The following is a 12,714-nucleotide window of genomic DNA, read 5'->3' on the forward strand; positions in this document are numbered from 1 at the left end:
CATTGATCACTCTAGACTCAAATAAGCTACCCGCAGAACAACTTGCAGCAAGAACAATAACCACAGAGATCGCTGTCGTGGAAAACGTCAAACGATTCAACAGCTTCGCTGAGTTCTATCCTTACTACCTCAGTGAGCACAGCAACAGTACCTGCCGCCGTTTACACTTTATCGGCACGACCCTGGTTATCTTGATTCTGACGCTGACCATTGGTCGCGGAGCCTGGATGCTGTTGTGGGCCCTGCCACTGGCAGGCTACAGCTTTGCCTGGGTCGGGCATTTCTTCTTCGAGAAGAACCGCCCGGCAACGTTCCAACACCCCTTCTATAGCCTGCTCGGCGATTTTGTCATGTACCGGGACATGGTCCTGGGGCGCGTTCCGTTCTAGCTGACTTGCGTCACAAGAGAGTTACCGATGAATGCCAATGCCCGCTTCACCCACATGAAGGACGGCACACAGGAAGACTGGGCGATCATCGCCGCGGACTTCAGTGCCTACGCGCGACAATTGCCGACAAGGATCGTGGCGCACCTGAAGTTGCTGGAGGGGGATTTTGGCGGCTTCCCGGTGGATCGCCTGACCCACTCCCTGCAAACCGCCACCCGCGCCTGGCGCGATGGTCGCGACGAGGAGTACGTGGTCTGCGCCCTGCTCCACGATATCGGCGACACCCTGGGCACCTACAATCACCCGGACATCGCGGCGGCGATCCTCAAGCCATTCGTCAGCGCCGAGAACTTGTGGATGGTGGAAAAGCACGGGATTTTCCAGGGCTACTATTTCTTCCATCACTTGGGTATGGATCGGCACTTGCGCGAGCAATTCAAGGACCATCCGCAGTACCAGGCGACCGTCGAGTTCTGCGCCAAATACGATGCGGCGGCGTTTGATCCGGCGTACGAGACGCTGCCGTTGAGCTTTTTCGAGCCAATGATGGAGCGCCTGTTTGCGCACCCCAGGAATTCGATCTACAAGGCGGCGATGGAAGAACACTCGCCAGCCTGACAGATCCAGCGGAACCGCTTCGCGCTCCATTCGCGGGCAAGCCCGCTCCCACAATGGGCGAAGGTGAACGCAGCACTTGTGACCGCCAGTTAACCCTGTGGGAGCGAGCTTGCCCGCGAAGAGGCCAGTACAAACAGCGAATGATTATCAGGCCAACTCTGCAACCCTGGCCGCCTTCATCTGTGCCTCGCGCGCCTGGGCATCCGCCAGTCGATACAACTCGATCGAGCCATCCCAGTGCTCGATCAGCGCGGTGCACGATTCCACCCAGTCGCCGCAATTGAGGTAGTCCACCTCGCCGACCTTGCGAATCTCGGCATGGTGAATGTGCCCGCACACCACTCCGTGCAGCTCGCGCTTGACGCATTCATGGGCGATGGCTTCTTCGAAGTCGCTGATGAAGCTGACCGCGGTTTTCACCTTGTGCTTGAGGTAGGCCGACAGCGACCAGTAGCCGTAGCCATATCGCGCGCGCCAATGATTGAGCCAGCGGTTGAGGGTCAGGGTGAATTCGTAGGCCGAGTCACCGAGAAACGCCAGCCAGCGATGGTAACGGGTGATCACATCGAACTGGTCGCCGTGTATCACCAGCAGGTGCCGGCCGTCGGCGGTGACGTGCACGGCTTCGTCGACCAACTGGATGTTGCCCAGGATCAGCTTCGAATAGCGGCGCAGGAATTCGTCGTGGTTGCCGGTGACGTAGATCACCTCGGTGCCACGCTTGCTCATGGTCAACAGGCGCCGGATCACGTTGGTATGCGCTTGTGGCCAATACATGCCGCCGCGCAGTTTCCAGCCGTCGATGATGTCGCCGACCAGGTAGATCTTGTCTGCGTGGTAGCTCTTGAGAAACTGCGACAAGTGTTCAGCCTGGCAATCCCGGGTGCCCAAATGCACGTCGGAAATCCATAAAGTCCGTACGCGTTGCTTACGGGTGGGTTTGGCGAGCTCGGCGCTGGTCATGGGCAACCCTCTGACAAGTTTTGCCAAGTCTGCCCCGGCCCGGTTAATGGTCCATGACAGCGTCAAGTCAGTCCTGTGACAGCGCTTGTCGGCCCGCTCGGTGTAGACTGACACCCTGAACCGGGAGACCCGCGATGAGACCGATCCTCACGCTTCGCCAATACAGCCACGACCTGATCGTCCATAGCCACGAACACGCGCAACTGGTGTTCGGGCTCTCGGGCGCCCTGGATTTCGAGGTCGACGGCCGTGGCAGCCAGGTGGTCCAGCAGAGTTTCGTGGTGGTGCCCTCCGGAGCGCATCACGCGTGTGGCAGCACCAATGGCAGCCGCTGCCTGGTGCTGGATGTCCCCAGCGAACAATGGGTTGCCCAGTCGTTGGGCGATCACGCCGAGTCCAGCCGACGCCTGCTGGACAACGCCGGGCGCCTGCCCCTGGACGCCGGGCAAAGCCAATTGGTCAGTTGGCTGGCGAACAGTCCGGTCGATGATCCGCTGATCGCTCAACAAGGCGCGGTGCTTTTGCTGGCCAGTCTCAACAACGCCAGGCCCGAGGCCGTCGGCGGTCGGCGCCTGCCCTACGCGGCGCTGAACGCACACATCGATCAGTACGCGGCGTACCCGTTGCAAGTGGCCGACCTGGCCCGGGTCGCCGGTCTTTCCAGTGCCCGTTTGCATGCGCGGTTCGTGGCCGAATGCGGGCAGACGCCGATGGACTACATCCGCAGCCGACGCCTGCACATCGCGGTGGGCTTGCTGCGCAATTCGGCGTTGCCCATCGGCGAGATTGCCAGCCGCGTCGGCTACAGCTCCCAGAGTGCCTTCGCGGCAGCGGTGCTGCGCGAGTTCGGGGCATCCCCCGGAAAACTGCGGCGCGAGGCTGGCGACAAATAACGCGAGTTTGCCGACAGACTTGATGGGCCATTACGCGCTTCAATGAGGCCTCTGTTCGTTTGTCGTTAAGGATTGCAATGACTCCCCGTACCGCCCTTGGCGCCTTGCATATAGGCGCATTGATGTTCGGCCTGACCGGTGTGTTCGGCAAACTGGCCGCTGCGTCCCCGGCGATCATCGTTTTCGGCCGTGCCGCTTTCGCCGTGCTCGCGCTGGCGTTTTTTGCACGGTTCGCCAGCCAGACGCGCTGGCAGAAACTCGAGGCCATGGACTGGCGTCGGCTGTTGCTCAGCGGCTTGTTGCTGGCCGGTCACTGGGTGAGCTTCTTCATTGCGGTGAAAGTCGCAGGCGTGGCGATTGCGACGCTCGGTTTCGCCAGTTTCCCGGCCTTTACCGTGATCCTCGAAGGGTTGATCTTCCGCGAGCGCATCCGCGCCAATGAGATCGTGCTGGTGCTGCTGGTGAGTGTCGGCCTGGTGCTGGTCACGCCCGATTTTGACCTCGCCAGCGGCGCCACCACCGGCCTGCTGTGGGCAGTGGGTTCCGGATTGTTGTTCGCCCTGCTGTCACTGACCAACCGTGCCAGCTCCGGGCGAGTTCCGCCGGTACAGGCGGCACTGTGCCAGAACGTGGTGGTTGCCCTGTGCCTGTTGCCGGTGGCGGCGCCTCAATTGAGCGAAGTGCGCGCCATCGACTGGCTGTGGATCGGCCTGCTCGGTGTGTTCTGTACCGGTGTCGCCCACAGCCTGTTCGTCGCCAGCCTCGCGGTGATCAAGGCACGCACTGCCGCCGTGGTGTTCGCCCTGGAGCCGGTCTACGGCATCACCGTCGCCTGGCTGCTGTTCAACGAAAACCCGACCCTGCGCATGTTGCTGGGGGGTGCGCTGATCATTGTGGCGATTGTGGTCTCCAGCCGGTTCTCAAGTGGCACAAGCAAGAAAGCCATTGCAGCCGAGGCCGCGTCTCACTGAGTGCGGTCGTTGTGCCCCAGGTCGCGGTCCGGGTCGATCTGGTCGCGGACCCGCTGCTTGAGCACTTTGGCCTCGGGGAAGCCACCGTCCGCCTTGCGCTCCCAGATCTGCACAGCGTCACAGTAGATATGAAAGACCCCGCCGGTGCCCGGCACCAGGGAGACTTTGCCCAGGTCATCACCAAAGGTGCTGAGCAGTTCCTGGGCCAGCCAGGCCGCACGCAACAGCCATTGGCATTGCGTGCAGTAGGTGATGATGATTTCCGGTTTGCTGACGGTCATGATGGGACCTGACTCCAGAGTTTGACGACGCCGCTATGATAGCCCGACCGGAGGCTGTCGAGACGGCGCAACGGGTTGCATCTCCAACTCGAACTCAGGCTCGATCATGGCCAGAGCCGCCGGCTGCGGGTTCTCGGTCAGACTGATCACGTCCCAACTCGACGCCATGGACAGCTCCTCCAGGTTGAGCCGGTACTCATCGTCAGTAGCGGATTCGCCGGATATCGCCAAACCCGGAACCACCGCCATGGCAACAGCAACCGGGACGGAATGATGGCTATCGACCCGTTCAAGCTCGTCGTTGGCCGGCACCCCGTCGCGATGCCCAGTGGATGGTTGCATGACGGAGGGCCACATCACTGGCTCGGTAAAGAGCTCAGCCAGCGGTTCATGCTGCGACGGCAGCGCCTCTGACGCTGTGGCTTGATGCTGCTGGCGGCGAACAAACCAGCCCAGCGCCAGCAACGCTATCAGCGCCGACAAACCGGCAATCGGCAGCCAGCCAATCCCGGGAGTTTCAGCAATAACAGGGGCTGGCGTCGCCACGTCGGAAGCAACGGGTTGGGCCTTTACCTTCTTGAGCTCCGCGAGTTGGGTTTGCAGTTCAGCCAAATATTTTTTCTGGCCGGCGATCAGCTCATCCTGGCCTTGAAGCTTCGCGTTGAGCTCATCGACAGTGGTTTGCAACTGGTGGTTTTGCAGGGCGCTGGCGGCCAGTTGTTCGACAGCGGGATCAACCACTGCGACGTCCGTTTCCGGTGTCGTCCTGGCCACGGGTGACGGCGCCACGACCGGTTTCACACGGGGGAATGCGGACGCCGGGGAACCGGATGCCGCTTCATCAGCGGCGGGATCAACCCCAGGCGCACCCGGCGGATCGATCAGTAACGTGTACTCACGCAGCAATCGCCCATTAGGCTGATTGAGCTGCACGAGGAAATTCAGGAACGGCTCACTCACCGGTTTGTTGGAGGTCACCTGTATCACGCTGCGATTACCGCGCAACACCGGGGTGAACTTCAGGTTGCTGAGGAAAAACGCCCGGTCGACCCCGGCACGGCTGAACTCGTCTGCCGTTGCCAGGCTCACCGACAGCTGGTTTTCCTCCAGGCCAGCAGCATCCACCAGTGCGATATCGGCACGCAGCGGTTGATTCAGCGCCGAATGCAGGGTGATTTCACCCAGGCCCAGCGCAGGTGCCCATGCCGAATAAGTGACCGCGGCCCCGGCCAGCAACCACTGAGAACCACCGCGTAAAACCAATCGCCAACACTTGAGCATGAGCATCCTTGAGATCTACAGAAACCATCCGCACGGGTTCGTACATCCGTTACGAACACGATATTGCCGAGTAGTTCTTATAGTCTGTCCAATGCGGTCTCTCAAAAACCTGGCGTTCGGTTATGCCTCAAGACTTTTCAAGGTTGCCCAGGATGTGCCCGTGAACCCGCATGCACACCTTCAAATCCGCCTCATCGACGCCTTCGAACAGTTCGTGACGCAGTTGCGTGGCAATGGTTTCAATTTGTTCGATCAAGGGACGCGCTGGCGCGCAGAGCACGATTTTCTTCGCCCGACGGTCTTCCAGCACTGCCTGGCGTTGCACCAGGCCCTGGCTTTCCAGGCTGTCGAGTAAACGGGCCAGGGTCGGACCTTCGACGCCGACGCTTTGTGCCAGCTCACGCTGGGTCGGTGCTTCTTCGAAACGGGCCAGGTGCAGCAGCACCAGCCAGCGTGCCTGGGACAAGCCCATGCCCGCCAGTCGGCGGTCCAGTTCGGCACGCCAGCCACGGGACATCTGGGCCAATTGCATGCCAAAGCGGTGTTGATCGGTTAACGGCATAAAACACTCATGATTAGACTGAAATAAATAAAAACTAATTATTAGTCAGCTAAGCATGAGCCTCGACTTGAGGCAAGGCTTGATCTGTAGTGAATCGTTACATCAGCACTACGGATGTCTCAAATCTCGAACTCCGACTGCAAGGCAGCGCGAACGCAGTACAACACCCCTTCCGGCACCCGGCCCGCGAACAGCGCGGCGATCTCGGAAACCGGCGGCAACTCGCCTTCGCCGTCGAGGAAGGCGTCCTGGACTTCACCCATCAGGTCTTCAGGCAGATCCAGCGCCTGCTCCAACGACAACTGCTGCTTGCCGATCGCTTCGGCCAGCATGGTGTAGACATTCTTTTCCGAGCACTGCAATTGACCGGCGATCTGCACCGGCGTCATCCCGGCCCGCGCCAGCGTGATCAGTTCGTGACGTACGTCGGCCACCGGTTTCGGCGCCTCGACCTGGCCGCCGAGCACTTCGAGGAAGGCCTCGCCGTAACGCTCCAGCTTGCGCGCGCCAACGCCGCTGACCGTGGCCATTTCCGCCAGCGAGGTCGGCTGGCTGCGCAGCATCTCCAGCAAGGTCGAGTCGGGGAAGATGACATACGGCGGCACGCCATGTTCTTCGGCGAGCTTGCGACGCAGGGCGCGCAAGGCTTCCCATTGTTCGCGCTCCTCGCCACGGACCAGCTGGCTCGCCTGGCTCTTGCTGCTTTTCGCCACGGTTTGCGCCTTGAGATCACGGCGCAGTTCCAGGGTCACTTCACCCTTGAGCAGCGGCCGGCAGCTGTCGCTCAGGCGCAGGCCACCGTAGCCTTCGAGGTCGATGTCCGCCAGACCACGGGCCACCAGTTGGCGGAACAACGAGCGCCATTCGCCCTCCGCCATCGTCTTGCCAACACCATACACCGACAGGTGCTGATGGCCGAAGCTGCGGACCTTCTCGTTGTCCTTGCCCAGCAATACATCCACCAGGTGCCCGACGCCGTAGCGCTGACCGGTGCGGTAGATCGCCGACAGCGCCTGACGCGCCGGCTCCGTGGCATCCCAGGTCTGCACGCCGTCGACGCAGTTGTCGCAATGACCGCAGGGCTCGGGCATGTCTTCGTCGAAGTAGGCCAGCAGCGTTTGCCGACGGCAGCGGGTTTCTTCACAGAGCGAGAGCATGGCGTCTAGCTTGTGCTGCTCCAGGCGCTTGTGGCGTTCGTCGCCTTCGGAGTTCTGCAGCATCTGCTTGAGCATCACCACGTCTTGCAGGCCGTAGGCCATCCAGGCATCCGCCGGCAGACCGTCACGGCCACCACGACCGGTTTCCTGGTAATAGGCCTCAAGGGATTTCGGCAAATCGAGGTGCGCGACAAAACGCACGTTGGGCTTGTCGATGCCCATGCCGAACGCCACCGTCGCGACCATGATCAGGCCTTCCTCATTGAGGAAGCGCTTCTGATGGTAGGCCCGCAGATCATTGGGTAGCCCGGCGTGGTACGGCAACGCCGGGAAGCCTTGCTCGCTGAGGAACGCGGCGACTTCCTCGACTTTCTTGCGCGACAGGCAATACACGATGCCCGCATCGCTACGGCGCTCGGCGAGGAACGCCAGCAACTGCTTGCGCGGCTGTTCCTTGGGCACGATGCGATAAAAGATGTTCGGCCGGTCGAAGCTCGACAGGAAGCGCTCGGCGTCTTGCAGGTGCAGCCGGGTGACGATTTCTTCCCGGGTGCGCTTGTCGGCCGTGGCGGTCAGGGCAATGCGCGGCACGTCGGGGAACATTTCCGCCAACTGGCCCAGTTGCAGGTATTCCGGGCGGAAATCGTGGCCCCATTGCGACACGCAGTGCGCTTCGTCGATGGCGAACAGGGAGATGTCCAGGCCCTGCAGGAAGGACAACATACGCGGCTGGACCAGGCGCTCTGGCGCCAGATAGAGCATTTTCACTTCACCGCGGCGGATACGGGCGGCGAGGTCGCGTTGCTGCTCGGCACTGAGGGTGGAGTTCAACGCGGCGGCGGCCACGCCCAGTTCTTCGAGGGTAGCGACCTGATCGTCCATCAGTGCGATCAGCGGCGAGACCACCACGGCCAGGCCTTCGCGTAACAGCGCCGGAACCTGGAAGCACAGGGACTTGCCGCCGCCGGTAGGCATCAGGACCAGGGCATCGCCGCCGCTGGCCACGCGCTCAATGATTGCACCCTGGCGGCCACGGAAACTGTCGTAGCCGAAGATGTCCTTGAGGACGCGTTGAGCCTGTTCGAGCATAAAAACTCCAAAAATCACCGAAACATCCCTGCAAGGCTGGTTCAGAACCCGCGACGCTGCACCGATAAATCGTAAGTGCGCATTGCATGACGCTTCACATTTCAGCCGTGACGCCAGCAGGGCATCACAAAACGCGCGAGTATACCCGAGCCCCGCCCGGCAAAGGGCACCGCTGATAAGACACCGGCAAACCCGATGTACATAAAAAACTGTGGGAGCGAGCTTGCTCGCGATGAGGCCATCACAGTCAACATTGATTTCGCCTGAACCATCGCTATCGCGAGCAAGCTCGCTCCCACAGGGGTAGTGCTTGACCGAACTGCAAGGGGGCAGCTCCCACAAACGGGCAAATATGCCGTGCGGCTGGCCCAAGTGCTCAAGAAGGCCTAGAATTCCCGCATCGAACATTCCCCAAGGTAGTCCTTTAATGTCCTTCGCTGAGCAACTAACCCGCCTGCAAGTCTTCCTCGACGCTGATGAACTGCATGACGAGGCGCTGGACTACGTGGCCGCCCACGGCTACCTCACCGCGCTGTCGATCTGTTCCGAAGTCGTTCCTGATCGTGAGTGGATCGATGCACTTTTCGCCGAGGAGCCGCATTACAGCAGCGAAGCCCAGCGCGAAGAGATCGAAGCCACCCTGATCGGCCTCAAGGCCCACATCGCTCGCCAGCTGGCCTCCGATGAAGAATTCGAACTGCCATGCGACCTGGACCTGGGCGACGAGCCGGACGATTCCGACCTGCGCGGCTGGTGCATCGGCTTCATGGAAGGCGTATTCCTGCGCGAAGCGGCCTGGTTCGAAAGCGCCGAAGACGAAGTCAGCGAAATGCTGCTGCCGATCATGGTCGGTTCGGGCCTGTTCGACGAGCAGCCGGAGTTCGAAGACATCGCCAAAGATGCCAACCTGATGGACGACATGATCGTACAGATCCCGGAAGCCCTGACCGCGCTGTACCTGCTGTGCAACGCGCCAGACGAAAAACCGGCGATTCTCAAGCCCCGCCACCACTAAGGTTCTGCCTATGGACAACCCCATAGGCAACCGCCCCCTGATGTTGCGCTACGTGCTGCTGGCCATCGGCTGGCTGAGCGTGGCGCTGGGGGTGATCGGGATTTTCCTGCCGGTATTGCCCACCACCCCTTTCCTGCTGCTGGCGGCCGCCTGCTTCGCCCGCAGTTCGCCGCGCTTTTATCAATGGCTGGTCGAGCATCCACGGCTTGGCCCGTGGATTCGCGATTACCTCAACGGCAACGGCATTCCGCTCAAGGGCAAGGTCTACGCCATTGGCCTGATGTGGCCGAGTATCCTGTTCTCCTGCTACCTGGTGCCGCTGTACTGGGCACGGTGCTTCATGCTGACTAGTGCGGTGCTGGTGACGATTTACATCCTCAAGCAGAAAACCCTGCGCAAATCCTGAAATTTCCCGCGACCATTGTGGCGAGGGGGCTTGCCCCCGTTGGGTTGCGCAGCAGCCCTAAAGCCATTCACCGCAGATCACCAGATAGATCGCGCTCACAGGTTCACGGCGGCTTCGCCACCGAACGGGGCGGTGCGGCGTTCCGACAAGCCTCCTCGCCACAAAAAACTCAGTGAGCGTCCTTCGGCCGACGACGTGACCTACCGCGCCCAAAACTCCACCTAAACTTCACAAACCTACACTCGAGCAGCCAGACATGGCCCGCAGTCTGCGTAGTCCAGGACGGCCAACGCTCCGACTTCGGCTCGGCGGCTGGTTGCTGCTGGCTGGTTTGGTACTGACTGTATGTAACGGGGTCCGGGCCGACTGGGATTTTGCGCAGATCCTGCAAACCGTTGAAAAACGCTACGGCCCCCTTGGACCGGCGCGAGGTCGGATCGAGGCCTGGAGTCAAATGCTGCAAAGTGCACGCGGCGCCCCCGAACGCGAGCAGCTCAACGCGGTGAACCGCTTCTTCGATCAACAGCTGAACTTCCAGGACGACACGCGCATCTGGCAACAGACCGATTACTGGGCCACGCCCGTCGAAGCCCTGATCAAGGGCGCCGCCGATTGCGAGGACTATGCTCTGGCGAAGTATTTCAGCCTGCGCCGGCTTGGTATTCCCAGCGAAAAACTGCGAATCACCTACGTCAAGGCCTTGAGCCAGAACCAGGCGCACATGGTGTTGACGTTCTACAGCACCCCCACGAGCGAACCACTGGTGCTGGACAACCTGATCGGCGATATCCGCCCCGCCTCCCAACGCAAAGACTTGCTGCCGGTGTACGCCTTCAATGCCGAAGGCCTGTACCTGCCGGGCAAAAACGGCGGTCAGCGCAGCAGCGACTCGAAAAAGCTGTCGCGCTGGCAGGACGTGTTGAAAAAGATGCAGGCCGAAGGGTTCGACATCGGCGACGGCTAACCGCCTTGGCAAGGAGCGAAGCATGACACTGCGAAAACAGTTGTTCCTGGCAATCTGCCTGTTCCTGCTGGTGGCGTTCAGTGGCAGTTTTTTTGCCAGCCTGGAAAGCTCCCGCGAACAAACGCTCAGCCAACTGCGCGCCCACGCCCAGGACGCGGCCACCGCGCTGGGGCTGTCGCTGACGGCACAGGTCGATGACCCGGCAATGATGGAACTGATGGTCAGTTCGATTTTCGACAGCGGCTATTTCAGCAGCATCCGCGTCATCAGGCTCAAGGATCAGCAAACCCTGGTGGAACGCACCGCACCGACAAAAATCGGCGGTGTGCCTGACTGGTTCGTCAACCTGGTCGACCTGCGCCCGGAGGGCGGCGATGCCCTGATCATGCGCGGCTGGGAACAACTGGCACGGGTCGAAGTGCTGAGCAATCCGCAATTCGCCCTGGCCAAGCTCTGGGAAAGCACCCTTGGCAGCCTGATCTGGCTGCTGTTGTGCGGGCTGTTCAGCGCCGTGATTGGAGGATGGATGCTGCGCCGGCAGTTTCGCCCACTCGACAGCATGGTCCGACAAGCCGAGGCCATCAGCAAACGCGAATTTCTCAGTCTGCCGAAACTGCCGCGCACACCGGAATTGAAACGGGTCGTGCTGGCGATGAACCAGATGGTCGAGAAGCTCAAGGCGCTGTTCGTCGAGGAGGCTGCACGCAGCGAAAAACTGCGGGCCGAATCCTATCTGGACAGCCTCACCGGCCTGGCCAACCGACGCCTGCTCGACGAGCAACTGGCCGACCATTTACGCGTGTGCGAACAGAGCCGTGACGGCCATTTGCTGATGTTGCGAATCAACGACCTGAACGGCCTCAACCAGCGCCTGGGTGGCCAACGGACTGATGCGCTGATCACTGCCGTCGGCGAATTGCTCAAGCGCCTGACTCAATTGCCGGAGCGTCGAACCTGGCTGGCGGCGCGCAATCGTGGCGGTGAATTCAGCCTGCTGACACCGGGTCTGGATGCTGAAAGTGCCGCGCGCCTGGCCGCCGATGTCAGCGTCAGCCTGGAGAACCTGCGCCTGACCGGCGCCAGCGATTGCATGCCGGTCGCCCATCTGGGCGTTGTCGCCTACCGCCCCGGTGAGCCGATCAGCACCGTTCTCCTGCGCCTTGATCAGGCGCTGACGGAGTCCCGGCAGCATCCCGAACGCCCCTGGGTTCATTTGAGCCATCGTGACACCGCACCCAATCACTCCCAGCACGACTGGCGCACCTGGATCGACGACGCCCTGACCCATGGCAAAGTGCTGCTGTACTTTCAGCCCGTCGTGCAATGCGCCGACACCCGCCAGATGCTGCATCACAAAGTACTCGCACGCCTGCTCGACCCGCAGGGCGAAGCGATTGCCGCGGGGCATTTCCTGCCGTGGATCGAGCGTCTCGGCTGGTCGGGACGGTTCGACCTGGCGATGCTCGAAGCCACGCTGGACGAGCTGGTGGTCAACCGCAGCCCCTTGGCATTGAGCCTGTCCGGGAGCACCCTGCGCGACCCGGTGCAATGGAGAACAATTCTCGACCTGCTCGAATCCCTTCCCGAACTGGCGCCGCTGTTGACCCTGGAAATCGACGAACGCCAGTTGCCCTCCCCCGAAGTGCTGCAGAACCTTTGCAGCACATTGCTCAAGACCGGTTATCGAGTCGGCCTGCAACACTTTGGCGGGCGCTTCAGCCAGATCGGCAACCTGACCCAATTGGGCTTGGCGTACCTGAAAATCGATGGAGCCTACATTCGCAACATCGACGAGCAGCCTGACAAACGACTGTTCATCGACGCGATCTTTCGCGCAACCCACAGCATAGATTTGCCGCTGATTGCGGAAATGGTCGAGACGCGTGGGGAACTGGAGGTAATCAGGGAGTTGGGAATATTCGGGGCCATGGGTCGATTGATCGGGGCGCCCAGGTTTTCTAACCACTGACCGGGCATCGACCATTGTCCCGGGCAACAAAGAACCCGCCTCCCCTTCACAGGGATGGCGGGTTCTTTAGCGGGTTTTCAGGTCACACGGTATCCACCTTCAACGAATGATCGTTGAGCATGCCGTTGATAATGGTCCCCGTGTCATGCCCACCCG

The 12,714-nt window shown here is 61.1% G+C and carries 13 protein-coding genes; 8 read left to right on the forward strand and 5 right to left on the reverse strand.

All coding sequences use genetic code 11. The features are described from left to right. Positions 1-77 precede the first annotated feature (77 nt). Both KGB20_RS22075 and KGB20_RS22080 read left to right on the forward strand, forming a co-directional pair. Positions 78-389 carry a DUF962 domain-containing protein gene (locus KGB20_RS22075; RefSeq protein ID WP_008051185.1) on the forward strand — a complete coding sequence of 104 codons (312 nt, stop codon included), beginning with the start codon at positions 78-80 and terminating at the stop codon, positions 387-389. A gap of 27 nt (positions 390-416) precedes the next feature. Then, on the forward strand, positions 417-1,007 hold the full coding sequence (locus KGB20_RS22080) for an HD domain-containing protein (protein ID WP_154947158.1): 591 nt from the start codon (positions 417-419) through the stop codon (positions 1,005-1,007). A 147-nt stretch (positions 1,008-1,154) separates the two neighbouring features. On the opposite strand, the gene KGB20_RS22085 is transcribed toward KGB20_RS22080, so the two are convergent. Then, entirely contained in the window at positions 1,155-1,970 is an 816-nt protein-coding gene (locus KGB20_RS22085) for a UDP-2,3-diacylglucosamine diphosphatase (RefSeq protein ID WP_150813391.1), read from the reverse strand. A 134-nt stretch (positions 1,971-2,104) separates the two neighbouring features. On the opposite strand from KGB20_RS22085, the gene KGB20_RS22090 reads away from it, so the two are divergent. Both KGB20_RS22090 and KGB20_RS22095 read left to right on the forward strand, forming a co-directional pair. Next, positions 2,105-2,863, forward strand: a complete 759-nt coding sequence (locus tag KGB20_RS22090; protein ID WP_057715944.1) for a helix-turn-helix transcriptional regulator — start codon at positions 2,105-2,107, stop codon at positions 2,861-2,863. 77 nt (positions 2,864-2,940) lie between these two features. Further along, positions 2,941-3,834: a DMT family transporter gene (locus tag KGB20_RS22095; protein WP_154947157.1), complete on the forward strand. Its 894-nt coding sequence runs from the start codon at positions 2,941-2,943 to the stop codon at positions 3,832-3,834. On the opposite strand, the gene KGB20_RS22100 is transcribed toward KGB20_RS22095, so the two are convergent. The 4 genes from KGB20_RS22100 to recQ all read right to left on the reverse strand — a co-directional run bounded on the left by KGB20_RS22100 (position 3,828) and on the right by recQ (position 8,204). Beyond that, a complete protein-coding gene (locus tag KGB20_RS22100) occupies positions 3,828-4,115 on the reverse strand; it encodes a SelT/SelW/SelH family protein (RefSeq protein WP_056721456.1) in 288 nt (95 codons plus the stop codon). The genes KGB20_RS22095 and KGB20_RS22100 overlap by 7 nt on opposite strands. 33 nt (positions 4,116-4,148) lie before the next feature. Next, positions 4,149-5,396, reverse strand: coding sequence for a FimV family protein (locus tag KGB20_RS22105; protein ID WP_154947156.1), 1,248 nt, complete (start codon positions 5,394-5,396; stop codon positions 4,149-4,151). Between the two features lie 127 nt (positions 5,397-5,523). Then, a complete protein-coding gene (locus tag KGB20_RS22110) occupies positions 5,524-5,958 on the reverse strand; it encodes a MarR family transcriptional regulator (protein WP_007984163.1) in 435 nt (144 codons plus the stop codon). A 119-nt stretch (positions 5,959-6,077) separates the two neighbouring features. Continuing rightward, positions 6,078-8,204 (reverse strand): DNA helicase RecQ, encoded by a 2,127-nt coding sequence (recQ, locus tag KGB20_RS22115; RefSeq protein WP_057715948.1) that lies wholly within the window; start codon positions 8,202-8,204, stop codon positions 6,078-6,080. A gap of 427 nt (positions 8,205-8,631) precedes the next feature. Here recQ and KGB20_RS22120 point away from each other — a divergent pair, with 427 nt between their 5' ends. The 4 genes from KGB20_RS22120 to lapD all read left to right on the forward strand — a co-directional run bounded on the left by KGB20_RS22120 (position 8,632) and on the right by lapD (position 12,558). After that, positions 8,632-9,219 (forward strand): YecA family protein, encoded by a 588-nt coding sequence (locus KGB20_RS22120; RefSeq protein ID WP_057715949.1) that lies wholly within the window; start codon positions 8,632-8,634, stop codon positions 9,217-9,219. A gap of 10 nt (positions 9,220-9,229) precedes the next feature. Further along, positions 9,230-9,625 (forward strand): YbaN family protein, encoded by a 396-nt coding sequence (locus KGB20_RS22125; protein ID WP_057715950.1) that lies wholly within the window; start codon positions 9,230-9,232, stop codon positions 9,623-9,625. 256 nt (positions 9,626-9,881) lie between these two features. Continuing rightward, positions 9,882-10,589, forward strand: a complete 708-nt coding sequence (gene lapG / locus KGB20_RS22130; RefSeq protein WP_150813387.1) for a cysteine protease LapG — start codon at positions 9,882-9,884, stop codon at positions 10,587-10,589. A gap of 22 nt (positions 10,590-10,611) precedes the next feature. Beyond that, positions 10,612-12,558, forward strand: coding sequence for a cyclic di-GMP receptor LapD (lapD, locus tag KGB20_RS22135; protein ID WP_154860779.1), 1,947 nt, complete (start codon positions 10,612-10,614; stop codon positions 12,556-12,558). Positions 12,559-12,714: the final 156 nt, after the last annotated feature.

It is taken from the genome of Pseudomonas sp. BF-R-30 (assembly GCF_019956175.1).
In the GTDB taxonomy this organism is placed as follows: domain Bacteria; phylum Pseudomonadota; class Gammaproteobacteria; order Pseudomonadales; family Pseudomonadaceae; genus Aquipseudomonas; species Aquipseudomonas jessenii.